This is a genomic window from Microcoleus sp. N9_A2 (genome assembly GCF_036701775.1).
Classification (GTDB): domain Bacteria; phylum Cyanobacteriota; class Cyanobacteriia; order Cyanobacteriales; family Microcoleaceae; genus Microcoleus.
The window spans coordinates 1-24,775 of record NZ_JAUBRH010000033.1 but is presented as its reverse complement, the minus strand read 5'-3'; the positions used below and the strand labels follow the sequence as shown (position 1 = coordinate 24,775).

General features: G+C 46.6%; 14 protein-coding genes and 1 CRISPR repeat array. Of the genes, 10 read left to right on the top strand and 4 right to left on the bottom strand.

The window, feature by feature from the left end; genetic code table 11:
• Nucleotides 1-96 precede the first annotated feature (96 nt).
• Nucleotides 97-1,605 carry a hypothetical protein gene (locus QUA44_RS18730; RefSeq protein ID WP_333253204.1) on the bottom strand — a complete coding sequence of 503 codons (1,509 nt, stop codon included), beginning with the start codon at nucleotides 1,603-1,605 and terminating at the stop codon, nucleotides 97-99.
• 841 nt (nucleotides 1,606-2,446) lie between these two features.
• Here QUA44_RS18730 and QUA44_RS18725 point away from each other — a divergent pair.
• Both QUA44_RS18725 and carB read left to right on the top strand, forming a co-directional pair.
• On the top strand, nucleotides 2,447-2,686 hold the full coding sequence (locus tag QUA44_RS18725) for a hypothetical protein (RefSeq protein ID WP_333253206.1): 240 nt from the start codon (nucleotides 2,447-2,449) through the stop codon (nucleotides 2,684-2,686).
• 772 nt (nucleotides 2,687-3,458) lie between these two features.
• On the top strand, nucleotides 3,459-6,770 hold the full coding sequence (gene carB, locus QUA44_RS18720) for a carbamoyl-phosphate synthase large subunit (protein ID WP_333253234.1): 3,312 nt from the start codon (nucleotides 3,459-3,461) through the stop codon (nucleotides 6,768-6,770).
• Between the two features lie 221 nt (nucleotides 6,771-6,991).
• Here carB and QUA44_RS18715 read toward each other — a convergent pair whose 3' ends face one another.
• Nucleotides 6,992-7,231, bottom strand: coding sequence for a DUF6737 family protein (locus QUA44_RS18715; protein ID WP_194009231.1), 240 nt, complete (start codon nucleotides 7,229-7,231; stop codon nucleotides 6,992-6,994).
• Nucleotides 7,232-7,284: 53 nt separating this feature from the next.
• On the bottom strand, nucleotides 7,285-7,887 hold the full coding sequence (locus tag QUA44_RS18710) for a Uma2 family endonuclease (protein WP_333253208.1): 603 nt from the start codon (nucleotides 7,885-7,887) through the stop codon (nucleotides 7,285-7,287).
• A gap of 247 nt (nucleotides 7,888-8,134) precedes the next feature.
• Here QUA44_RS18710 and QUA44_RS18705 point away from each other — a divergent pair, with 247 nt between their 5' ends.
• From QUA44_RS18705 to QUA44_RS18675, 7 genes are all read left to right on the top strand, one after another.
• Nucleotides 8,135-8,797, top strand: a complete 663-nt coding sequence (locus QUA44_RS18705) for a VWA domain-containing protein (protein ID WP_333253210.1) — start codon at nucleotides 8,135-8,137, stop codon at nucleotides 8,795-8,797.
• Nucleotides 8,798-9,011: 214 nt separating this feature from the next.
• The gene (locus QUA44_RS18700) at nucleotides 9,012-9,785 is read left to right on the top strand and encodes a PP2C family serine/threonine-protein phosphatase (RefSeq protein ID WP_333253212.1); all 774 of its coding nucleotides are present in this window, start codon (nucleotides 9,012-9,014) and stop codon (nucleotides 9,783-9,785) included.
• 37 nt (nucleotides 9,786-9,822) lie between these two features.
• Nucleotides 9,823-10,008, top strand: coding sequence for a hypothetical protein (locus QUA44_RS18695; protein WP_333253214.1), 186 nt, complete (start codon nucleotides 9,823-9,825; stop codon nucleotides 10,006-10,008).
• 57 nt (nucleotides 10,009-10,065) lie between these two features.
• Entirely contained in the window at nucleotides 10,066-10,491 is a 426-nt protein-coding gene (locus tag QUA44_RS18690; RefSeq protein ID WP_333253216.1) for a hypothetical protein, read from the top strand.
• Between the two features lie 108 nt (nucleotides 10,492-10,599).
• Nucleotides 10,600-11,334, top strand: a complete 735-nt coding sequence (locus QUA44_RS18685) for a hypothetical protein (RefSeq protein WP_333253218.1) — start codon at nucleotides 10,600-10,602, stop codon at nucleotides 11,332-11,334.
• Nucleotides 11,335-11,685: 351 nt separating this feature from the next.
• Nucleotides 11,686-13,452, top strand: coding sequence for an NACHT C-terminal helical domain 2-containing protein (locus QUA44_RS18680; RefSeq protein ID WP_333253220.1), 1,767 nt, complete (start codon nucleotides 11,686-11,688; stop codon nucleotides 13,450-13,452).
• Between the two features lie 264 nt (nucleotides 13,453-13,716).
• Nucleotides 13,717-15,834: a DNA-binding protein gene (locus tag QUA44_RS18675; RefSeq protein WP_333253222.1), complete on the top strand. Its 2,118-nt coding sequence runs from the start codon at nucleotides 13,717-13,719 to the stop codon at nucleotides 15,832-15,834.
• A gap of 279 nt (nucleotides 15,835-16,113) precedes the next feature.
• Nucleotides 16,114-21,744: direct repeats of the CRISPR family, unit length 37 nt; unit sequence GCCGCAATTAACCAAACTCCCTATCAGGGATTGAAAC.
• A gap of 106 nt (nucleotides 21,745-21,850) precedes the next feature.
• Here the strand turns inward: QUA44_RS18675 and QUA44_RS18670 are convergent.
• Complete coding sequence (locus QUA44_RS18670; RefSeq protein ID WP_333253224.1) at nucleotides 21,851-22,957, bottom strand: precorrin-8X methylmutase; 1,107 nt, start codon at nucleotides 22,955-22,957, stop codon at nucleotides 21,851-21,853.
• A gap of 292 nt (nucleotides 22,958-23,249) precedes the next feature.
• Here QUA44_RS18670 and QUA44_RS18665 point away from each other — a divergent pair, with 292 nt between their 5' ends.
• Nucleotides 23,250-24,350, top strand: a complete 1,101-nt coding sequence (locus QUA44_RS18665; RefSeq protein WP_333253226.1) for a flagellar assembly protein H — start codon at nucleotides 23,250-23,252, stop codon at nucleotides 24,348-24,350.
• The last annotated feature ends 425 nt before the right edge of the window (nucleotides 24,351-24,775 follow it).

Genomic DNA, 24,775 nt, shown 5'->3' with positions numbered 1-24,775 from the left:
TTTTTCATACCCTGATTAAGCAACGCCCCAGCGCGAACGTGCTGCTGAGAACGGCAACGGTGAGGAAGGTCGCAAACTGTCGTTGGGGATGTGCCATCATCGCTTTGGTCGGGTAGAAGCTCGGTTTTTGAGCTGTGGCGGTGTCTTGTCGCTATAGGTAAATGGTAGCCCTTTGTACTTTAATCTCTCCTCCAACCATTTGGGTTTCTCGCTAAACGAGATCGACATCGTACCATCGGGAGCAACGCGATACAGCCATTTTGCTCCCGGACAAATAGACGACTTCATATCGGGAACCGATGGCGGCCATTTTCCCGTTTTGGCTGCTAGTGCTTTGACTTGCAGAATTTTCTGAGTCAGTTCCAAATCCAACATATACTTGGCTGCTTTACTGGTTTGGCTGGGAAAACTTGTAGATGTCCTACCTATATAATTCCACCACGCTAAGTCCTCTGCCGGGGCTGAATCAGAAGCGCAAACATTCTGCTGGCGAGATGCTGCAAGCGCTCGTTTATAGGCGTGATAACTATCGATCGCACAAAAGCGAACATAAGGTTTGATCACCGGTTTGAACCACACCAGGACATGAGAAAAAGTCCAGTCTAAGATTTTTTCTTCTAAAGTTAAATTTGAGGTTAAATTTGAGAAATACTTCCCTTGAATTAGTGAAAGCATTCCCCTATCACTAGAAGCGCCTATATCTTTTAGTATCGAAGAGTACGTGTCTAGTAGCGAAGACCACGAGTGTTTCCAAAGGAAGTCTTGCAAAAATTTGAACTGATACAAATATTCTCCCTGCAAGGATGTCAATATCGATTCGCGGTAATCGCGTTCCAGCAAGCGCTGCTGCCACTGGGCAGGAAGCCGATCGACTTTCCGCATCACCCCTGCTGGATATTTAGTCACAATCAAACCCACAAGTTGAGGCATGAAGAGGGGGCTTTCTGTTGAAGACTGGTTGATTTTCCAGGATACTTCCAGCATTTCTGCTGCTGCTTCCGTCTGACCTTTACGGTATTTTTCTAGAATGTCTAGGGCTAACACTTGTTGGAAATTAACCTGCCATAAATAAGCGGATCCGGGAGCCGTCATATCTCCTTCCAGAATCCAGCTAATATCTGTTCCCCAGTGCGGCACTTCATTATTTAAAACCTGCTGGCGAAGTTCTGCTAAAGCCGTTTGCTTGGAGGCGAGATAGCGCTGTAATTTCTCTGAAGGTGGATTTACGGTATCGTTTGGTTTGGCAATCTCAGCGTCTAGGTACTGCTTTAATTCTTGTTTGATTTCTTCAAATGCCTTTCGATCGTCCTCTGAAGACCTAAAATCAGCCCTAGACCCGATGAAGCGATCGACAGAAGAGAAACTTGCCCCTCCATCGAACCCCACTTTAGCGAGGGACGCCGCCAGCTTCAACGCCGCATCATTCGGCTCTGTTTTAGGAAACCGTTGGGCATAAGCTGCTAAATCCTGCTCGATTTCTTTTTCCTGCACAGAGGCGATATAGTTGCCACCCACAATCCAGACTGCCAGCAGTCCCGCCAACCCAACAACCGAACCACCCAGAAATTTGAGGTTCCGTCTGAACGATAGGTTTTGAATGTCCATAAACTCCTCCTTCGTGCGATCGCACCTGAAGATGAGCGCCAGAATCAATTTAAACCATTGTCTTCTACATTTGCCGATTCTCGATACTTTTAAAAGTTAAATCTTGTTAAGACGAATAGGATCAATTGGCGAGATTCATTTGGCGATCGCTCGTAGGTAATTTTGAAGTATTGGGTATTGAGTATTGCGATCGCGACCTAACTCTTACCATGACTTGTTCTGCCACTGTCAACTACAAGCTCTGACAATCTTATTTATGGGCGGATTTTTTAAACAGTTTGGACGCAGTACCTCTCAAAATGTGCGGTAGTAACGGCGTTGCTGATTTACGGTATGAAAGGCTAAATAGACCCGTCATAGAAACCAGTATCGACAAAGCTTAGGGATTTTCAACTTATTTTTTTCATACCCTGATTAAGCAACGCCAGAGCGTCTTTCGTCCCCGCAACGATTCGGGGGATGCCAGGGGGATCGAGACTCGACTAAAAGCGAGATTTATCAAGGGTTTTAAGCGATTGTTGACACGCTTGAGTTGGAGGACAATCTAAAATCTCAAATCTAAAATCTCAAATCGATTGACGGCGGCCCCCCATTGCCGCTACGCTGTGAAGTTATAGGTTGCTTTGCTTGCAGAGCAAGCAGCCGGCGTCGCCCGAAAATCTAGTTGCACTGCCCATTGCTGCGCCAACAGCAATAGACAGCTACCGCCAAACTGAGCTAACCAGTCTGGAGGCTAATTGAGAATCTTAACACTCTCTGTAGCCGCCCTGCTCTGTGTTACCGTGCGGGGCGGCTGGGTTTTTGGGTTTCCCTAGAAAACCAAAAACCAGGAGACCATATTATGTCACAGGAATTCGTACCTGACGATAACTTGTCCGAGCGTCCAAATGACACCTCAGCAGTATCGGAACAGGAAGTAGTGCGGATCACGGTTGTCGGTTCCCGCAAGGCCGTGTTAGAAACCATCCACACCTTGTACCGACTGGGATTTGCCGCCGTCGGGGATTGGAGCCCGCCCCAGCGAGGCCCAAAGCCGGGACAAGTTATAAGCGTACTCATTCGCCGATCGGGCAAAGCCTAAAAATTGGATGAAATACCGTAGGGACACGGCAGTGCCCATTAGTGTCAACTTAAGACTGAAAGCCTTGAAAAATCTCGTTTTTACCCTGGTCTAGATCCCCTAAATCCCCCTTAAGAAGGGGAGTAGGGGTTGACTTTGAGAAGACTCTTGTCCCCCCTTTCTTAAGGGGGGCTAGGGGGGATCTAGATTTAATGGTCAAACAGCAGTCTCTGGCTGGGTTTGACCTTAAGTTGACACCAATGGACACGGCAGTGCCGTGTCCTCCTTTTGGGGTAGGGACACCGCACCGTGCCGTGTCCTCAATTCCCGCACATTGCTGGATCTAAGATTGTCACATCCGATCGGCCGATGGCTGGGAGCTTGCAGCCCGTGCTACGGGAAATTTCATCATCCAACCCGGTTAATTCTACCCGTTCCCCACAGTCAGGACACGCCTTGGCCGAAGTCTCTACAATGATTAATCCGGCGGAATACAGGGATTGTGTATTTTAGAACACGATTTGACCGCAACACTTAAAATAGTCTTGATTTACCGATCGACTGCACCCTTTTCTCATCAATATTTCTGGTTAGCTGGGGGTGTCTGTCAGCCCCAGTTGCGAGGTTCTACTTCCAAAATGCTGATAATGGTGCACAATTTCAAATTAACAACAAAACTTGCACTATTTTGAGTAAGCTTTTGGTGGAACAGCTCAGAAAGCCTGTTTCTAAGACTGATGCTGCCAAATATCAAATTAATCCTCAACCTTGTCCAATTACTAATTACGAACCTATGCCCCGTCGTCAAGACTTAAAAAAGATTCTTCTCATTGGTTCCGGCCCAATTGTTATCGGTCAAGCGTGCGAATTTGACTATTCGGGAACACAAGCTTGTAAAGCTTTGCGAGAAGAAGGTTTTGAAGTAGTGTTGGTGAATTCCAACCCTGCAACGATTATGACCGATCCGGAAACTGCCGATCGCATTTACATCGAACCTCTAACGCCAGCCATCCTCGAACAAATCATCGCTAAAGAAAGACCTCAAGCAATTTTACCGACAATGGGCGGTCAAACGGCGCTAAATTTAGCTGTGGCAGTCGCTAAAAATGGCGTTTTAGAAAAGTACAACGTCGAGTTGATTGGTGCTAAGTTGCCAGCAATTGAAATGGCAGAAGATCGCCTATTATTTAAGGAAGCGATGGCGCGAATTGGTGTCGCAGTTTGCCCTTCGGGAATTGCCAACACTCTCGACGAAGCCAAAGCAATTGGCCACCAAATCGGCAGTTATCCGTTAATTATTCGTCCTGCTTTTACAATGGGCGGCACGGGAGGCGGCATTTCTTACAATCAAGAAGAGTTTGAAGAAATGGCGCAAGGCGGGATTGATGCCAGTCCAGTATCGCAAATTTTGATCGAACAATCTTTGATTGGTTGGAAAGAGTACGAACTCGAAGTAATGCGGGATTTGGCAGATAATGTAGTGATTATTTGTTCGATCGAGAATCTCGACCCGATGGGCGTCCACACCGGCGATTCTATCACCGTCGCCCCGGCGCAAACTCTCACAGACAAAGAATATCAGCGTCTGCGAGATGCTTCGGTGAAAATTATCCGCGAAATCGGAGTTGAAACTGGCGGTTCCAACATTCAATTTGCTGTCAATCCAGTCAACGGAGATTTCATCGTTATTGAAATGAACCCTCGGGTTTCCCGTTCCTCCGCGTTGGCCTCAAAAGCAACTGGTTTCCCGATTGCAAAAATGGCGGCAAAATTAGCGGTAGGTTACAGCCTAGACGAAATTTCCAACGATATTACCAAGAAAACTCCGGCGTCTTTTGAGCCGACAATTGACTACGTGGTGACGAAGATTCCCCGATTTGCCTTTGAAAAGTTCCCCGGTTCCGAACCGACTCTGACAACGCAAATGAAGTCAGTAGGAGAGGTAATGGCGATCGGGCGTAGCTTCAACGAATCCTTCCAAAAAGCGCTGCGGGGATTAGAAACCGGCCGCGCAGGTTTCGGGTGCGACAAACCGGAAAAGTTGCCGAGTTTGGAACAAATTCGCGCCGGATTGCGGACGCCAAATCCCGATCGCATTTTTACAGTTCGCCACGCGATGATGATGGGAATGTCGGTGGAAGATATCTTCGAGTTCACAGCAATCGACCCTTGGTTTTTGGATAAAATGCAGGAATTGCTGGAAACTGAGAAGTTCTTGAAACGAACGCGGTTGCAAGAGTTGACAAAAGAGACAATGTTTGAAGTAAAGCAGTTGGGATTTAGCGATCGCCAAATTGCTTACGCCACAAAAACATCGGAAGATCAAGTCCGCGCTTACCGCAAACAGTTAGGCGTAATTCCAATTTACAAAACAGTCGATACCTGCGCGGCTGAATTTGAAGCATTCACACCGTATTATTATTCCACCTACGAAGCGGGAGCGGCAATTTGGGACTTGGGCGATGAAGAAAAGAAGATTTCGCCTGTAGGCCACAGTCTAGCGCCGGAGTCGGAAGTTTTGCCTTCTAGCAAACGAAAAGTGATGATTTTAGGTGGCGGGCCGAACCGAATCGGACAGGGAATTGAGTTTGATTACTGCTGCTGTCACGCTTCCTATTCCCTAGGAGAAGACGGCTTTGAGACAATTATGGTCAACTCGAACCCAGAGACGGTTTCGACGGATTATGATACGAGCGATCGCCTGTATTTTGAACCCCTAACAAAAGAAGATGTTCTCAACATCATCGAAGCCGAAAATCCCGAAGGAGTAATCATTCAATTTGGCGGACAAACGCCGCTGAAATTGGCGATTCCTTTACAAAAAGCCCTGGAAAATAATCCTGACGTACAAACAAAAATCTGGGGAACTTCGCCGGATTCCATTGATACTGCTGAAGACAGGGAGCGATTTGAAAAGATTCTGCGGGAGTTGGATATTCAGCAAGCTGCTAACGGTTTGGCTCGCAGTTTTGAGGATGCTTTAATAGTAGCTCAACGGATCGGTTATCCGGTAGTGGTGCGACCAAGTTACGTATTAGGCGGGCGAGCCATGGAAATTGTTTATTCCGATACGGAATTGGAACGTTACATGACCTATGCCGTGCTGGTAGAACCCGATCATCCGATTTTAATTGATAAGTTCTTGGAAAATGCGATCGAGGTGGATGTAGATGCGATCGCCGATATTACTGGCAATGTGACGATCGGCGGTATTATGGAGCACATCGAGGAAGCGGGCATCCACTCCGGCGACTCGGCTTGTTCTATCCCTTACCAAACCCTTCCTGAGAAAGCGGTGGAAACAATCCGCCGCCAGACAATAGAACTAGCAAAAGCCCTGAAAGTAATCGGGTTGATGAACATTCAATTTGCCGTTCAAGGGGAGGAAGTTTTCATTTTGGAAGCTAACCCACGGGCTTCTCGAACGGTACCTTTCGTATCCAAGGCGATCGGAGTTCCCCTCGCAAAAATCGCGTCGCGAGTCATGTCGGGTCAAACTCTAGAAGCTTTAGGTTTTACTAAAGAGATTATACCAATTCACGTTTCCGTGAAAGAAGCCGTGCTACCGTTTGCTAAGTTTCCGGGAACTGATACTTTGTTAGGGCCAGAAATGCGATCGACCGGCGAAGTCATGGGAATTGACACCGATTTTGGCAAAGCCTTTGCCAAAGCTCAATTAGGTGCCGGACAAATGATGCCGTTGTTTGGAACCGTGCTGGTTTCGATGCGCGATCGGGACAAACTAGCAGTTGTACCCGTTGTCAAGGAATTCTTAGAATTGGGTTTCAAAGTAGTCGCAACCCACGGGACACGCAAAGTTTTGCGAGAGCAAGGTTTAGAGGTAGATTTGGAATTGAAACTGCACGAAGGGCGGCCGAATTTGTTGGATTCGATCAAGAATGAGAAAATTCAACTAATTATCACCACACCTTCCGGCGAAGAATCCCGAGCCGACGGAATCTTTATCCGCCGCACAGCTTTGACTTACAAAATCCCGATTATTACCACAATAGCCGGCGCCAAAGCGACAGCAGCGGGAATTCGATCGCTCAAATCCAACCCGATGAAAGTGAAAGCAATTCAAGACTATTACCCGCAAGCGTAGAGTTATTGTAGGGCGCGAAACACTGTTCGATCGTTAGGCTATCGATCTCCCTGGCGCGCCCTTCTTAAGGGGAGACAAGAAATGCTCAAATTCTCTCTCATTAAAGGGGAGATAGGAAAGGCTCAAATTCCCCCTTTTTGAGGGGGATTTAGGGGGATCGAGACTTTGCTATAAATTTAGTGTAATTATAGGCGCACCCACAAACAGCGCACCACCAAAACCTAATCTGAATGAGAATCTAAAGCACCGCTAGACACCATCAACTTCGGCCAAACCAACAAGAAAAACCCCATCCAAGCCAATAAAGGAATCGCGACTAAAACAGTTATCCAAACAGTTTTTAACACAAACCAACTACCGCCAATCAGACTCGTGCCAGTCAAAAGAATTGACCAAGGCTGACACCACCAAGGTTTGTAGTCCCAAGCACTAATAGCTTTTTTTTCAGAAACAGATTTCATATTTTCAGTAATTTTGTATAGATTGGCGATCGGGCTATATAGAGGAAAGCAATTTAAACGTTCATCACCTCTTCTGCTGTCAGCGTTAATTCAGGAAAAGTCCGCGATACAATTCGTTCGTTGCCTTTGAACGCGCTTCTTTGATAGTTGCCCTCTGCATCCAAAAGATGGACAAATATAGTTGGAACTTTGGGATTTCCCAGAAATTCCCTGCTACCAATTGCTAAGTAATCGACAATCCAATACTCAGGAATTTCGAGGCGCTGGTACTCGTCCAGTTTGTCGATATAATCGTCATCCCAATTTGTTGATGTTACCTCCACCGCCAATTGAATTGGTTCTCGCAAAGCAGCATAAGCCGAACGGTTCGATCGCCATAAATCGCGAGCGATTACGCTGACATTCGGTCTCCGTCCTTGTTCAACGCCGGCTTTACTTACAGTTCTGATAACGGCTGTATTGTTGACGACATAATTCAAATTCAATCGCCGAATTTCATCGTTGAAGTCAAATAACAAGACATTAGCAACATCATCATGATTTCTGGTGGAATTCATTTCTACAATTTCTCCATTGACCAGTTCATAGAGTCCATCTTCTGGACATTCTACAAGGAATTGGTCAAAGGTTAATTTTTTTGTGACTGTTGCAACCATAAGATTTATCCTTATTTTGCAGTAATACTATTAGTCTACATTACCACAGGCAGGAATGAATTTGTTTTTTTGACCGCAGATATCTAATTATACAATCAAAAATATACAATCAAAAATCTCAAATCGATTCAGGTAAATGGTAAAATACGATCGCCAGCCGGCAGATTGAGTTAAATATGTCACCTACTGGCTAGGGTAGAAAGTAACAAACCTAGAAATCAAGCCACTCCAAGGTCAACCCCGAACCATGAGACTAGACGAAGCCGTAGAATTTGCCGAAAACCCAGAGCCACGCTGTCCCTGCGTCCTCCTGCTGGACACCTCCGGCTCCATGCAAGGCGCACCCATAGATGCCTTGAATGAGGGGCTGGAAATTTTTAGGAATGACCTAATTAAAGACGAACTAGCTAAAAAGCGAGTCGAAGTCGCGATTATTTCATTTGACAATCATATCAAAGTCGTGCAAGACTTCGTGACCGCCGACCAGTTCGAGACACCACTGCTGACAGCTCAAGGACAAACCCACATGGGCGCAGGCATTCAGGTAGCGCTAGACACCATTGCGGCCCGCAAATCCGAATACCGCAACAACGGCATTACCTATTACCGCCCGTGGGTATTTATGATTACCGACGGCGAACCTCAAGGTGAATCAGACGATGTTGTGGAAATAGCAGCACAGCGGATTAAAGAGGAAGAAACTAACAAGCGCGTGGCATTTTTTGCAGTCGGAGTGGAAGGTGCTAATATCACCCGTCTAGCGCAAATAGTCGAGCGCACGCCTGTAAAATTGAGAGGATTAGACTTTAGAGAGATGTTCATCTGGCTATCGGCTAGTATGCAGAGAGTTTCTCACTCAAAAATTGATGAACAAGTAGCACTGCCACCACCGGGATGGGGAACTGTTTAGTCATTAGTTGGAAGTCATTGGTCATTAGTTATTAGTCATTGGTCATTAGCATTTGGTAGGGGCGGGTTTAGCTAAGGATCTATGATACAAATGACTAAAAAAAGGGCAAAACCCGCCCTCATCTCATCCCCATATAAACAGTAAGGTGCGCCCATAGGCACCCTACAGGATAAATAGTTGTGAATTTACGAAGTTTTGAGTTAAAGAGTTATTAATGCAGAATTCATCCTTTAATTGGCAAGTTGTAGCGGCATCGGTGATAGGTACGAGCCACGAAAAAAGATCGCAGCCTTGTCAAGATGCCCACTGCTGGCGTCTCTTGCCAAACGGTGTTTTAGTGGCAGCGGTTGCCGACGGCGCGGGCTCGGCTGCACTGGCAGAAGTTGGGGCAAAAATTGCTGTAGAAGCGGTTGTCGAAACGATTTGCCAGCAACAGGAAAGGCTGCCTCAAAATGACGATGAATGGCAGGTATTCTTGACAGCATCACTGCAAGTTGCGCGGGCGCAGGTGGAAGCAGAAGCGGCTGTGCGGGAAGTGGCTGCGAGAGATTTAGCCTGCACTTTAATTGCGGTTGTTGCTACGCCGGAATTAATCGCAGTTGCTCAAATCGGCGACGGTGCGGCGGTAGCAGGTGATAGTGCAGGAAATGCGATCGCCCTGACAGTACCTCCCTGCGGCGAATATATCAATGAAACCATATTTTTGATTTCACCAAATGCGATCGAAACAGCGCAATTTAAGGTGATGCGCGAACAACTTCCGCACTTGGCAGTTTTTTCCGACGGCTTGCAAATGCTCGCTCTCAAAATCCCCGAAGGTACGCCGCACGGGCCGTTTTTTGCGCCTTTGTTTCGGTTTTCTGGCGAGTGGAAAGAAGAAGAAGATGCGAAACAGCAGTTAGAGTCATTTTTGCGATCGCCCAGAGTCTCCGAACGCACCGATGATGACTTAACATTATTGTTAGCAAGTCTTTCTGGTGATGTCTAACATATTCAAATCTACTTAAAAAAGCCAGATAAAAAATATGACTGCTCAACTAATTAGTGCCAGAAGTTTGTTACGAGAAGCATTTGCTAGTATGGGAACTATATACGTTCCCCACTTGATTATCGGCTCTCCCCTGTTCATATTTAGCGTGCTGAAACTTTCAGAAAAACTAGGTTCGGCAAGTGTTGCTTTGAATATTATCTACTGTGTTTTAATGCCTTGAGTGAGGGGAGCTTTGATTTTCTACCTTTACAGAAGTTTCACAGGGAATCAAGTAACTGTGAACGAGGCTTTCCAACAAGCAAACAGGAGGTTGTTGCCCCTCATATTGGTTTTTGGTAAGTCGGCGGTGATGGTTTTTGCAGCCTCCCTTGCACTAATAATTCCAGGAGTTTATTTAGGCTGTCGCTTATTATTTGCACCTTGCGCTACCGTCATTGACAACTGCGCGGATGTGGACAGTCTTAACCGCAGTTGGCAATTAACTAAAGGGCGCGAGTGGTTGGTATTTCGATCGAGCTGCTTGGTGTCATTTGTGTATTTTATTCCAGGATTATTGATACCCATATCAATTGATCCGACAGGAATATCCCTAGCATCTAATCTCGCGGGTAAAGCAGCTCTCTTTTTAGTTGCGCCGTTGATAAATGTTTTGGGAATTTTATTGTACCTGCGCCTGCGGGAATCAGCAGCAACTATGCAATAGACATCTCCTCAAATAAAGTTAAAGGATGCAGGATACCTGCCCCACAACAATTGTTGGAGATGTTTAACTATCGGCGAAAATTTGGTGCGGTTCTATAATAAAATCGAGGTGTCACACAATTCTGGTTTAATCTGTACAGTAGGTCGTCACTTGCAAGCACAAGATATTAAGGATAAGCTCAACTCCCTAATTAGCGCAGCAGATCCAATAGATCCGAGTTTGGCGAGAAGATTGGATGAAATCAATCGCTGGGTGAAAGATGTTAAACCCGGTTCGCTAACTGCTAAGAAATTTGTGATGGCTTTTTTGCTACAGCTTATCCGAGATTCTCAGGTTTGGCTGGCAGTTCAATCTCTACCTTCGGAAATAGAAAAACAAGCGGCGTTTGAGTTAATGACGCCGGGGGAAAGGTATTGGTACAGCTATCTATTTCCTAAATGGCTGAGCGAAAACGATCGCAAATTTTACATCTGGAAACAAAAACTCAAGGCCGGCAAATTCGATCCGGCTGACGATGGCGTCATTCGTGCGATCGCCGCCCGAATTGTCGATCGCCAAGGCACTGTTTTGTATCGATATGTTGCAGATCTTTCTATGGCAACCGATTCGATCGTTAGCAACCGCCAACAGCAGCCCCTCTGCATTCAAGTCACAACTCTTTCGGATGAATTCTCTGAACAAAAATATCAGAATTGGCAACAAACTCTTCAAGATTGGGGGATTGACAGAGGATTATTTTTAAGTTATGATAAAAACGATGCAAATTTCCTGAACCAGTTAGTTAACATTGCATTATATAATAGCGATAATTTGCCCGCAGGTCGTTACCTCAAGTTCCCGTAAATCAAGCAGATCTGCTGCTGAGAATAGTTCGACTGCTCCAAACTCCGTGAAAAAAAAATTTGACTAACTCACATATTGCACAATTCTCGACAATGCCAAAAAACTAACCCCCAGCCTGCTTCTGGAAAAGGGAAAACAGACCAAGATTTTCCTCCCCTTTTCTGTCTCCGGGAGAGGTATGCCAGACGGTGGCAACAGGTGCTTGATACGAAGGCTAAGTAACGGGAAGATTTACCGCAGCAATCAATAAGAGTGAAATAACTAGCAATTTGGCCTAAATTGAATTGAGATTTGATTTAATCGCCGTAGAGTTGTTGGAAATAAAATCAAATTACATCAAAATCAAATACTATGACAGTACAAGGTACACACACCGTTGAAAATAACTTGCAAAAAGTCTGGGAAGAACTGGAAGCAGCCAGAAAAATGCAGGATGAATGGATGAATTACGGGGTAGATTTTGTAGATTTGTATGTGGAAGATGCGGGCGGTGATTGGTTGGAAAAGTGGGGTAAATGTGAAGAAGAATTAGAGCGAATTAAACATAAAAATGTAGATATTGAATCAGTCAAAGCAGCGATCGACATTCCCAGCTTTCAGCAGACAAAACTGCTGGAAATCGCCTTAAATTGCCGTTACTCAACCAGCTACTACTCCGATCGCCCCGAGGAGTCTCCCGCTTGGCAAGAGGTTAAGTACAAACGGCTGTCACTATTAGGCGGAGCGATTTTTGGTGCTGTTGTTACCGATTACCTCTACCGTGAATATCCAGAACTCGATCCAGATGCTATTTCAACCTTAAAAGCTCGTTTAGAATATCCGAAAAAACTTGAGAATTTTGCACAAAATTTGAAATTAAACGAACTTAATTGGCGCGTATGGAATGGGAGAGAAACAGAAAAAAGCGAGTACGATAGAGTTTTTTCTGAGACTTTTGAAGCTTTGTTTGGCGCGATTTACTTGGAGTTTGATCGGGATTTTTTCCGTGGGGGAAACTGGCTGATTCAGCGCTTGATTGAACCAAATGTTAGCCAGCATCGTGATCTAACTGGGCGGCGAGAAATTGCGCTAGAAAACGAGGTGAAACGGCGGGAAATCCTGGGTGCGGATATTCTAGATGCGATCGCGATCGACTATTTGTACAACCGCTTTCCCGAACGCAACGCCATCCAGCTAACTCGCTGGAAAAATATGTTAGTGGCTAAAAAGATTTTTCCCAAAGACTTTAAGGCAAAATTAGGCAGTCATTACCTGGAATTGGAGAGCAATTTCTCGCGTACCCGCGACTGGTTGGTGGATAACTTTATCAAAAGCGCAGTTGACGAACTGCTAGAGGAAACCCACACTCAACCAGAATATCTGATTGACAGTGCGAACCCGGAATCGCTGCCAGAATTGGTCAGCCGGATTACAGACAAAAAGTGGAAAAATGAATTTGTGAGAGTTGTCAGCATTTTGCAACCTGCTGACGAACTTTTGCTGCTGATGCAACAAAAAATTGATAGTATGGTGGCTAAAGATGAAACCTTGCAGCAGTTGCTAATCTGGGCAAATCACAAGTCTCAGTTAGTACAAAGGAATTTTAAACCAGTCGAAATTCGCGCTTTTTATGTTGCTTTAGTTTGCGTGCTCGATTTGACTTTGACTCGCGTCCTCGATCCGAGTCTGAAGTTTGATAGATCGAAAGTTCGCAAGTTGCGGACTTGTTTGGCAAAGGCTGGAAAAAATGTAGAATTTGCGGATGTTAACGAGTCTCGGAAATTGGCTTTTGATAATGATGTGGCGGGTATTTTGGTTGGCATTTGGGCGCTGGATATTGAACCAGAACTTAAACAACTGCTGGCACAATTTCAGACTGAAATGCCTGATTTGCAAAACTGGAAAAAGTGGCGCAAAGAATTCGGTGGCTGTTGGCTGGCAAAATTCAAAACTGCGATCGGCTACAATCGAGACTTTCACCCCCAACAGAAAACTTTGCTGAAACAGTATTACTATGCCCAAAGCTTGCTGGTGGAATGCCTCAACAGCGATAATTGTCAGGTGACACCGGCCGTCAGACAAAAAATTGAGGATAAAATGTTGTTATTGTCGGTGGATTTGAAGCTGGTTCACATTTAATTTTGATAGCGCGGAGGGGCGGGATGCCCATCCCACTAATGGATGGAGGGGCGGGATGCCCATCCCACTAACAGCAACAGGGCTTACCCACTCCCACCCAAGAAATCGGGTTTTTTACCGAATCTGCGGGCTGCAACCCGTCTTTTGGTGAAAAACCCGGTTTCGACGCATCGGTGCCTAAGTCCTAACAAAGGTAAGATTTAATGGGCAAGTCAAGTTTATTGAGTGATGGCTTCCAAATCCTGTATCCCATAACCGAATTCTATGCAGTTGCAGCGCCAATTTAGCGGACAACTGATTGCGATCGACACCAAAACCGCGATCGCCAGTGGGGGTGAAGGTCGCATCTACCCGATCGCCCAAGACTCGTCCCTTGTAGCAAAAATCTACCACAAACCGACAGACGAAGACGGCGACAAACTCACAGTCATGTTCAGTATGCCGCCGGATGCGCCGATCGCCGAACCGGGACACGCCTCAATAGCTTGGCCGATAGATTTGCTGCATACTGTGGGCGGGCGAGAAAAAATCGTCGGTTTTGTGATGCCGCGCGTCAACAAAGTGATGCCGGTACACACTTTCTACACTCCCAAAACCAGGCGCGAACAAAAACCGCTATTTAGCTATCTTTACCTCCACCGCACCGCCCGAAATCTCGCCTCGGCTGTCAACGCCCTCCACGTCAGGGGTTACGTCATCGGCGACGTGAACGAGTCGAACATTTTGGTGACGGATACAGCTTTGGTAACGCTGGTAGACACCGATTCGTTTCAAGTGCGCGATCCTTATACGGGTTACGTTTATCGGTGTCCCGTGGGGAAGCCGGAGTTTACGCCGCCGGAGTTGCAGGGACAGACTTTTCGCGATATTGATCGAGCTCCAGAGCACGATTTGTTCGGTTTAGCGGTATTAATTTTTCAATTGCTGATGGAAGGTACGCACCCGTTTTCGGGAGTTTATCTCGGTAGCGATGAACCGCCGCCTTTGGAAGCGAGAATTCGATCGGGCCATTTTCCTACAGGTACGAAGCGGATTCCCTACCGCCCGATGCCGGCGGCGCCTCCTTTTGAGATGCTGCATCCGCGACTGCGGCAGATGTTTATCCGCTGTTTTGAGGAAGGGCATGGCAATCCTGCGGCGCGCCCGGATGCGAAAACTTGGGTGAATGCGATTCGGGAAGCGGAAGATGCTTTAGTTACTTGCAGCAAAAACACTCAGCATAAATACGGAAATCATCTCAGTCGGTGCCCTTGGTGCGATCGGGCAAAACTCCTGAAAGGGCGCGATCCGTTTCCTTCGCGGCAAGCAGTTAGCCACGGATTGCACTTGCAGCCCGCGAAAACCAAGCGTAAAAAGCCCCAACCACCGCCCGTCGTGCCCAAGCCGGCAATGCGTCGGCAACAGCCCTCCACGGGGCTGCCACGCCCCCTCGGCCAGTACGCAGTGCCCTTGCTACCGATGCCGATGTCTTCTCGGAGTCGGACTCCTGCGCCTCAGCTTCCCGTGGGCAAGTTTGAGCGCATTTTTCAGGATGCTGCTTGGGGAGGTGTTTGGGGTAGTTTGTGTTTGGCGGCGATCGGGGGGATTTATTCAGCAATAGCTGAGGGCGGCGGCGCTATTTTGGGGGCGATTTTTGTTGGTTCGATTTGGGGCTGTTTTTTTGGGGTGATGTGGGGGGTTTTTACTTTGCCGCCGAATCAGATTTGGCGGAAGTGGGGCGGAGTTTTGGTGGGGGCGTCTTGGGGGGCTTTTTTGTTGGCGGCGATCGGCGGTGCGGTGTTTGGGGCGATTAATAGCACTCCGGGGATCGGGGAGAGGATTTTGGCTGGGGCGGTGGTTGGCGCTGTCTGGGGCTGTGTTTGGGCAACTTTTCAGCCTCCTCTGGCGCTGCCAGTGGGGAGGGTGTGGGGCCGGCGGGGAGGGTATTTGGGGGCCGTCTGGGGCTCGTTTGTGGGGACTCTGGCTGGTGTTTTGTTGGGGGCTGGGCTGGTGGTTTGGCAGCAATACGGTGGCCAGATGCGACCGGTGAATGAGTTTGCGGGTTTGTTGCTGGGTGTGGCGATCGTGGCGGCTGGTGTGGGTTCTGTTGGGGGTGTGGTTTCTGGGGGTTTGTTGGGTTTTTGCGGGTTTGCGCCGAAGTTGCCGATTTCGTTTCAGCCTTCGGGTGTAAGTGGTGGGACTTTGGGGGCGATTTGGGGCAGTTTTTTGGGGACTTTTGCGGGTGCTGTGTTGGGGGCGGGGGTGTCTGCGATGTTTCCGGCTGTTAGCGCTGGGGTGCCGGTGGAGTTGGGGCCTGTGGCGGGGGCGATCGTGGGGGCTGGTTTGGGGGCGATTTGGGGGGTGGTTTCGGGTACTGTTTGGGGGGCTTTGGGGAAGTGGTGATCGGGTTGATGTGTGTTTTTGGGTGGAAAATGCGTCTGTGAGTGGGTGTTAAAATCGAGGAGTTAATTTTGAGGGCTATAATGTATGTGCTGTCAGGCTTAGACGTACTTCGACGAGTAAGATGGCAGACGCAATCGCTGAAATCTATGCAGGATAAAGGTTTGAGGGATGTATGAAAAGTTGGGTATTGACAAGTCGAAGGCTGAAATGGTACTTTTGTTTTATGCAGACGCAAATGAACGTTGAAAACCAAATACAGCAAGGCTTCTGGAACGGGCGGCCGCAATTAACCAAACTCCCTATCAGGGATTGAAACTGATGATGGTGAGTTAATGGCTCATCCACATTTTGCCGCAATTAACCAAACTCCCTATCAGGGATTGAAACATTGAGATTCGCTAAACTCGCGGGAGGCTTGAGGCCGCAATTAACCAAACTCCCTATCAGGGATTGAAACGGCTGATGTGTCGGTTAGTCCCTCACTTTGATGCTTAGCCGCAATTAACCAAACTCCCTATCAGGGATTGAAACAAGTTTGCCGTTGATATCACAGCCTTCTATGTAAAGCCGCAATTAACCAAACTCCCTATCAGGGATTGAAACAGGCAACCTATTTCTTAAAAGGCGTAAATTATGGCTCCTGCCGCAATTAACCAAACTCCCTATCAGGGATTGAAACTAAAATCCCCGTTGTAATGGCTGCAAAAGGCTATTGCCGCAATTAACCAAACTCCCTATCAGGGATTGAAACCGCGTTCGATTTGCCAGCGGATGAAGCGGGGGAATCAGCCGGCCGCAATTAACCAAACTCCCTATCAGGGATTGAAACTGGCATTATTTTACCCCCTTGCGTTAATCGCTGCGACTACGGCCGCAATTAACCAAACTCCCTATCAGGGATTGAAACAGATTTGAACTGAAGAAAACACAGACTTTTTATGCCGCAATTAACCAAACTCCCTATCAGGGATTGAAACCTCTCGTAGAGAGAGTTTCAATGGTTGAGGGTGCGCCGCAATTAACCAAACTCCCTATCAGGGATTGAAACATCGCCAGCATCCGAGCCAAAAAAAATGCTTGCGTCTGGCCGCAATTAACCAAACTCCCTATCAGGGATTGAAACCTGAATCATCACATACCACAGTTACCACAGTAAGCCGCAATTAACCAAACTCCCTATCAGGGATTGAAACCCGTTAGCTATATCGATCGGCTAAATCTCTCGCTGCGCCGCAATTAACCAAACTCCCTATCAGGGATTGAAACAAGAAGCGGGGCAATAAAGATGGGACTTATTCGGAGCAGCCGCAATTAACCAAACTCCCTATCAGGGATTGAAACGAAATTTCCTCCCCCAAAGCAGAAAAGCACTTGAAGCCGCAATTAACCAAACTCCCTATCAGGGATTGAAACTTGGGCTACTAAGTCACCGATCGCAAATTGTGGCTTAGGCCGCAATTAACCAAACTCCCTATCAGGGATTGAAACATTACAGAAAGTAGTAAAGAATATACATTTACTAATAGCCGCAATTAACCAAACTCCCTATCAGGGATTGAAACAGCTACCGTCGCATCGACCAACTCAAGGCGATCGCTTGCCGCAATTAACCAAACTCCCTATCAGGGATTGAAACGGTGCTTTCATGGTTAATGTTTTTTTGTACTCTTGCCGCAATTAACCAAACTCCCTATCAGGGATTGAAACTAGCATCATTAATATCACACATATAACAAACCCTGCCGCAATTAACCAAACTCCCTATCAGGGATTGAAACCCTGCCACCAGTCAAGCGCTGTTTCGGATTCTTCTGCCGCAATTAACCAAACTCCCTATCAGGGATTGAAACAAGAGCTGGTGCGAGAACGGTACGCGCTGGGTGCCGAAAAACGCCGCAATTAACCAAACTCCCTATCAGGGATTGAAACATAAAAACACGATCACCAAAACACTCCCACATTATAATTTGCCGCAATTAACCAAACTCCCTATCAGGGATTGAAACTTGCGAGCCGAAGTTTCCCGTTACCGGGAATTGGCTGTGCCGCAATTAACCAAACTCCCTATCAGGGATTGAAACGACGATATTGACTCCCATCATGGCGTAGCCTGCCTGAAGCCGCAATTAACCAAACTCCCTATCAGGGATTGAAACTGTAGATGTAGAGGTAGCCCAAGAACAGATGGAGCCGCAATTAACCAAACTCCCTATCAGGGATTGAAACTGTGATTTATTGTGCTTTTATAAAAACTAGGGCATAATCAAGCCGCAATTAACCAAACTCCCTATCAGGGATTGAAACTAACTTGGGTAGGTGAAAGGGCAATCGCTTGGGCTATAGCGCCGCAATTAACCAAACTCCCTATCAGGGATTGAAACTTGACATTTTCTGATAATGTCCGCGTCTCCGATGCCGCAATTAACCAAACTCCCTATCAGGGATTGAAACATCCGATCGGATACCTTGCAAGTATCGATTGAAGCCGCAATTAACCAAACTCCCTATCAGGGATTGAAACTGGTATTACGGACTACTCGAAGTACCCTATTGGCTGCCGGAGCCGCAATTAACCAAACTCCCTATCAGGGATTGAAACAGATCGACTGCTTCCACAGGTTCCCGCGTTGTGGGATTGTGCCAAGCCGCAATTAACCAAACTCCCTATCAGGGATTGAAACAGACAGATCGAGGATCGATTCTAGCCAGAAAGCTAGAAAGCCGCAATTAACCAAACTCCCTATCAGGGATTGAAACGTTAACAAGCTTGCGGGATCTCCCTCAAAATGCCCTAGGCCGCAATTAACCAAACTCCCTATCAGGGATTGAAACAAGAATCTATTTTTTGCCCTTGACGGCGATCGGAATATTTTGCCGCAATTAACCAAACTCCCTATCAGGGATTGAAACTTCCGCCCAGTGCAAAACGTAAACCTTAGAAGCTTCCGGCCGCAATTAACCAAACTCCCTATCAGGGATTGAAACTTAGAAGTTCTTGGGTTTCAGAGGCTTAGTGAGGCCGCAATTAACCAAACTCCCTATCAGGGATTGAAACTCGATCGCACGAGGTCGAAACTTTTTTTGTGTGCCGGCCATGCCGCAATTAACCAAACTCCCTATCAGGGATTGAAACTTTTTCCTGGTGCGTCGGTGTTTTCGGCTGCGTCGTTCGCCGCAATTAACCAAACTCCCTATCAGGGATTGAAACAAGAACTGCAACGGGAGAAGGCAAGCGCAGCCAAAAAGCCGCAATTAACCAAACTCCCTATCAGGGATTGAAACCTTTTTTATTCATCAGTTGCCCGATCGCCAGAATTTCCTAAGCCGCAATTAACCAAACTCCCTATCAGGGATTGAAACATCTCGAACATCATAAACATTCTTAGAATCATTGCCGCAATTAACCAAACTCCCTATCAGGGATTGAAACAAGGATGACGGTTATACTTTAGTTGCCTTTATCTATGCCGCAATTAACCAAACTCCCTATCAGGGATTGAAACATACCGGGTATTACTCACCCCGGTTGGCCTGCGGCGCCCTAAAGCCGCAATTAACCAAACTCCCTATCAGGGATTGAAACGAAAAGTTTGACCTCGAATTGTGAATTGTGGGCAAGTAGAGCCGCAATTAACCAAACTCCCTATCAGGGATTGAAACTTATTCCAATGAGCGCTCGAACTTCCGCACTTGATGGCGGCCGCAATTAACCAAACTCCCTATCAGGGATTGAAACGTAGCCTGGGGATTTTAAAAGTGATTCCCTCCGCCGCAATTAACCAAACTCCCTATCAGGGATTGAAACCTGGTTGGCTGCGCCAAGGGCGTTGATGCTGCGGCCGCAATTAACCAAACTCCCTATCAGGGATTGAAACGGAGAAGTAGCTAGAAAGCGCAGCCAGCTAGGCAAATGGGTAGCCGCAATTAACCAAACTCCCTATCAGGGATTGAAACAAATCCATGCGCTACAAGGGTTTCACCTAATTTAGCCGCAATTAACCAAACTCCCTATCAGGGATTGAAACTAACTCTATTGACTACGAGAATGGAGCGCAAGCCGCAATTAACCAAACTCCCTATCAGGGATTGAAACTACACTTGCTAGATTTGAAGAATTATTAGAAGCTAGCGCCGCAATTAACCAAACTCCCTATCAGGGATTGAAACGCTATTCCGGGCGTTAATTGGCAAGAAGTAGCGCCGCAATTAACCAAACTCCCTATCAGGGATTGAAACGCAATATTGTTGAATTATCTTGTGTTCATTCTTTGGCCGCAATTAACCAAACTCCCTATCAGGGATTGAAACCTTTCCAGGAATCCAGGTATCGCATCGATCGCGCCCATAGCCGCAATTAACCAAACTCCCTATCAGGGATTGAAACATCAGTGATTGCAAAAAGTGATAGCAGAACTGATAGCGCCGCAATTAACCAAACTCCCTATCAGGGATTGAAACAGGCTAAACTGCTGGGGGCGACGACTCGATTTACCGCCGCAATTAACCAAACTCCCTATCAGGGATTGAAACGATGCTTTATTTATAGATGAAGCGCACGCCTTCAAAGCCGCAATTAACCAAACTCCCTATCAGGGATTGAAACATTTGTGATTGAATAAGCCCGTTCTTGTTCCATAATGCCGCAATTAACCAAACTCCCTATCAGGGATTGAAACCAAATTCTTTGCGCTCGATGCTGCAGATTAGCTGGGCCGCAATTAACCAAACTCCCTATCAGGGATTGAAACTTGCTCCATCCTTGATGCGGTGAGAGTCCGTCAGGCCGCAATTAACCAAACTCCCTATCAGGGATTGAAACCCTTCTGCGTAAATGCTGACGGGGGGCGGAGAAGCCGCAATTAACCAAACTCCCTATCAGGGATTGAAACAAGAGTATAATAGTTTTATCTATCTAAGAAAAAGCCGCAATTAACCAAACTCCCTATCAGGGATTGAAACTTTACAGAGCACGCGAGCAAACACTCTGTCAAGGGGAGCAGCGCCGCAATTAACCAAACTCCCTATCAGGGATTGAAACAGAGGGATAGCGGACGCTCCTATCTCCAATTGCTTAGCCGCAATTAACCAAACTCCCTATCAGGGATTGAAACTCGATCCATTCTTCTTGAGAACTAGCGAAAGACCAAGGGCCGCAATTAACCAAACTCCCTATCAGGGATTGAAACTTCTTTACACCCTTTTAGTCGTTGAAAAAGGTTTTAGCCGCAATTAACCAAACTCCCTATCAGGGATTGAAACAATTTTTACACATGGGAAAGCAAGAAAATCCAACAAAGCCGCAATTAACCAAACTCCCTATCAGGGATTGAAACGCGCTTTTGTGAGAGAAAAATATCCCAGCACTCCAAGCCGCAATTAACCAAACTCCCTATCAGGGATTGAAACTTTTTCCCATAAGTTCCAACCGATCGGCCGCTCTTTCGCCGCAATTAACCAAACTCCCTATCAGGGATTGAAACCTAGAAGGGCTAATAAGGCACAATAGGGAGCAAGCCGCAATTAACCAAACTCCCTATCAGGGATTGAAACTTTAATAGCATCCACGTAGCATTGTACCGCCTTTGCCGCAATTAACCAAACTCCCTATCAGGGATTGAAACGAACTAAATCGTAAATTGTCGTAGTGCGGGGAAATTTCGCCGCAATTAACCAAACTCCCTATCAGGGATTGAAACGGCATCAAACGTCGCAAAGGCAGAGGCGGCACTGGCCGCAATTAACCAAACTCCCTATCAGGGATTGAAACACGCCACATCGATTACATCCGCAGCCGCAAGCATTGCCGCAATTAACCAAACTCCCTATCAGGGATTGAAACGAAGTAGATGGGGGCAATTTCCCAGATCGTATCGGCCGCAATTAACCAAACTCCCTATCAGGGATTAAAACTTTCGGAAGTATTCACCAGAGGAGGAGACAGGAGGAAAGAGAGTATTCTTCTCCAGATTCCTGACTCCTGACTCCTTCTTCGCCACAACCAACCTAAATCCCATCTTCACTTAAGATGACAGTGACAATTCGGCTTTTCAATCAAAGACTCAACCAAAGCATTCAAAGCAACCGCCGCCAACAACCCGCCGCCAAAAGTTCCCACAGTCGTAATATAAGCAACGCCCGATCGCACTAACCGCCGTTTCGCCACCGGAGAATGACTAAAACCGATCGGCATTCCAATCACCAAAGCCGGTTGCAGTTGCCCACTCTCGATCGCCTCGCAAACCGCCATCAGCACAGACGGCGCATATCCTATCACTAATATACATCCTTTTTCGAGTTTCAACAACTTATCAAACCACTCACCCTGCTGCCAGAATTCCTGTTCCGCTTCCGCCGCAGCATTGATGTGCGGATCATCAATTAAAGTTGCAATACTTGTTCCCAAATGCGCCAATCTAGTCCCATCCAAAGCCGCAAAAACAGGCGGCACATCAGCCACAATTTGACACTGATTTTTCAAAGCTTCCCGCGCCGATTTAATCGCCGTTTCGCTCAACTTCACAAACGGCAGCAGCGAACAATCACCGCAGGCTAACACCAGTTTAGAAAGCAAGTCTACCTCAATTTCCGAGCGATCGCTCAAATCCGGCAACAAATGCTGCAACGACTCCCCAAAATCCTCCGGGTGAGTGTGCGCCCCCGCATCCCAACCCTCCCAAAGTTGTTCCAACTGTCCCAACTCCCCGTCAGTTTGGGCCTGCAACACCCTCAATTGCGCCAGTGCGCCCGCTTGCACCGCTTGACACGAAAGATCCCGCCCCAGCAATCCTTCGAGGGCACAAGCCGTTTCTCGGAGGCGAACAATCTGCTGAATTACCGACAGATATTGCTGTTGCAAAGCCGCCACCAGCGTGTCAGGGGAAGCATCCGCATCAGTTTCTAACAATTTGCGGATGTGAGACAGTTGAAAGCCTTGTTGCTTGAGTGCGACTATTCTTTGAAGTCTTTGCACGTCGCTGCGGGTGTAAAGTCTGTAGTTAGAAGTCGATCGCACGGCCGGAGATAGCAGCCCCAAAGCGTGATAATGCCGCACCATCCGAGGCGTAATTGTGCCTTTTACCGCTTCAGTAAGTTGTTTAATTGTTAGGTATTGTTGCTGCATCATACCAATTCTGAAAACTAGGACTAAATCTTCTAAATTATACCCGATATCTGTAGGAAAACGGCAATGCCGTGTCCGGCGCGGGACTATGCAATTTTTATAATGAATATTCTTATTTGAGAGAGTTTAATTGTTGATACAAGTCAATTTTCATAATTGTCATTGCGAGGAACGAAGCAATCTAAGTCTTGGCGATTGCTTCCTTCGTCGCAATGACAGAAAACCTAAAGTATTGCTTGAAAGCGTGATAAAATCAACTGATGCAGTGAATCTAAAATCTAAAATCTAAAATCGAATGACTCGATTAATTCACGATCGCTTTGCCAAAGAATACCTAGAAGAGATGCTGTCTCCATTAGGAACAGTCAATATCGGTCGCGATGTCACTTCCGAAGTGCGAGAAATTGATGTTTACTTTACTCATGAAGCCACAGTCCCAGAACATATCAAAAACTTAGGATTGTTGGGGCAACTAGCAACTGCGACGGCAATTTTTGAACCGTTCCGCAACCCGGCAACTATCAGGGAAGTTGTCGGTTGCATCAGCAAATTGTTTGATATTCAGAGCGAATTAGAGCGAGAAGCCAGAAGAGACAATATTCGACTTAACGAAAATGATTTTCCGAAATTGTGGATTCTCACTCCCACAGCGTCAGAATCGCTGTTAAACGGGTTTCGCGCACAACCAGACGAACCCAATTGGATGCCGGGAATCTATTTTTTGGGGGAATATTTGCGATCGGCAATTGTGGTAATCCATCAGTTGCCAAAAACTCCAGAAACCTTGTGGCTGAGGATTTTGGGCAGAGGAAAGGTGCAGGAAAAAGCAGTTGCCGAGTTGATCGCCTTGGCTACAGACAACCCCCTGCGAACTAATGCGTTAGAATTGCTGTATCGACTGCAATCAAACTTAGTAGCAAATTTAGAACAGCCCATAGAAACAGAAGACCGGGAGTTAATTATGACTATCGCACCTCTCTTTCAAGAACAGTTACAAGCAGCACAGGAACAAGGATTAGAGCAAGGATTAGAGCAAGGATTAGAACAAGGAAGACAAGAACAACAGCGCTTAATTTTAGAGAACTTTCTGCGAGTGAGATTTGGAGAACTAGACTCGTTGATGATAGCATTTCTCTCTCCTGTGTCCAGGATACCTGCTGCCGATTTTACGGTGATTTTACTGGCGATATCTATGCTCGCGGTGGATGCTGCAGGCAGGCAAGAAGCGGTGAGATTGTTAGCAGAAAATGTCTTGGGACTGCGGTTAAATGAATTTGGCGATAGTTTACCTGCAATGGTTGCTAATTTGTTGGCTTTACCTGTCGCAGAGTTGACATTGTTGTTGGAACAATTGCCTCAGTTATCGGCTGATGAATTGATTTCCCGATTGGGATAGATATAGTCTTTCTCAAAAAGATGAGGTACTATCCGGCATAGGGCATAGGGCATACCTCACTTTTTAGAGAACCGCTATATAGTCTTGGACGCACGGGTGGTCAGAAACCGGGTTTTTAGGAAAATACTTGATTGTAGCCGACAGATTGGGTAAAAAACCGGGTTTCTTTGGCTTGATGTGTCCAGGACTATGTTTGTTTGTCCAGGAGATGGCAATGCTGTTTTCTTACCAGAAAGTTGGGTCTAAAGCCCCGTCTTTATAGGACGGCTTTAATTATAAAAAGTGTGAAGACTTGTTAACTCTACAGATTTATAAGTAAAAGTTTTAGCAAAAGTGATAAACTATTCTAATGATAGTTTTAGAGTTTAAGTTGAAAGGCAAAGCGGAGCAATATCGAATCATCGACGACATGATTCGGACGGCTC

What these genes read in the sequence shown, in the direction of transcription:
- QUA44_RS18705 (WP_333253210.1), top strand. Translation starts at nt 8,135, where the DNA reads ATGAGACTAGACGAAGCCGTAGAATTTGCCGAAAACCCAGAGCCACGC.
- QUA44_RS18700 (WP_333253212.1), top strand. Translation starts at nt 9,012, where the DNA reads ATGCAGAATTCATCCTTTAATTGGCAAGTTGTAGCGGCATCGGTGATA.
- QUA44_RS18665 (WP_333253226.1), top strand. Translation starts at nt 23,250, where the DNA reads ATGACTCGATTAATTCACGATCGCTTTGCCAAAGAATACCTAGAAGAG.
- QUA44_RS18725 (WP_333253206.1), top strand. Translation starts at nt 2,447, where the DNA reads ATGTCACAGGAATTCGTACCTGACGATAACTTGTCCGAGCGTCCAAAT.
- QUA44_RS18710 (WP_333253208.1), bottom strand. Translation starts at nt 7,887, where the DNA reads ATGGTTGCAACAGTCACAAAAAAATTAACCTTTGACCAATTCCTTGTA.
- carB (WP_333253234.1), top strand. Translation starts at nt 3,459, where the DNA reads ATGCCCCGTCGTCAAGACTTAAAAAAGATTCTTCTCATTGGTTCCGGC.
- QUA44_RS18680 (WP_333253220.1), top strand. Translation starts at nt 11,686, where the DNA reads ATGACAGTACAAGGTACACACACCGTTGAAAATAACTTGCAAAAAGTC.
- QUA44_RS18670 (WP_333253224.1), bottom strand. Translation starts at nt 22,957, where the DNA reads ATGATGCAGCAACAATACCTAACAATTAAACAACTTACTGAAGCGGTA.
- QUA44_RS18715 (WP_194009231.1), bottom strand. Translation starts at nt 7,231, where the DNA reads ATGAAATCTGTTTCTGAAAAAAAAGCTATTAGTGCTTGGGACTACAAA.
- QUA44_RS18675 (WP_333253222.1), top strand. Translation starts at nt 13,717, where the DNA reads ATGCAGTTGCAGCGCCAATTTAGCGGACAACTGATTGCGATCGACACC.
- QUA44_RS18730 (WP_333253204.1), bottom strand. Translation starts at nt 1,605, where the DNA reads ATGGACATTCAAAACCTATCGTTCAGACGGAACCTCAAATTTCTGGGT.
- QUA44_RS18695 (WP_333253214.1), top strand. Translation starts at nt 9,823, where the DNA reads ATGACTGCTCAACTAATTAGTGCCAGAAGTTTGTTACGAGAAGCATTT.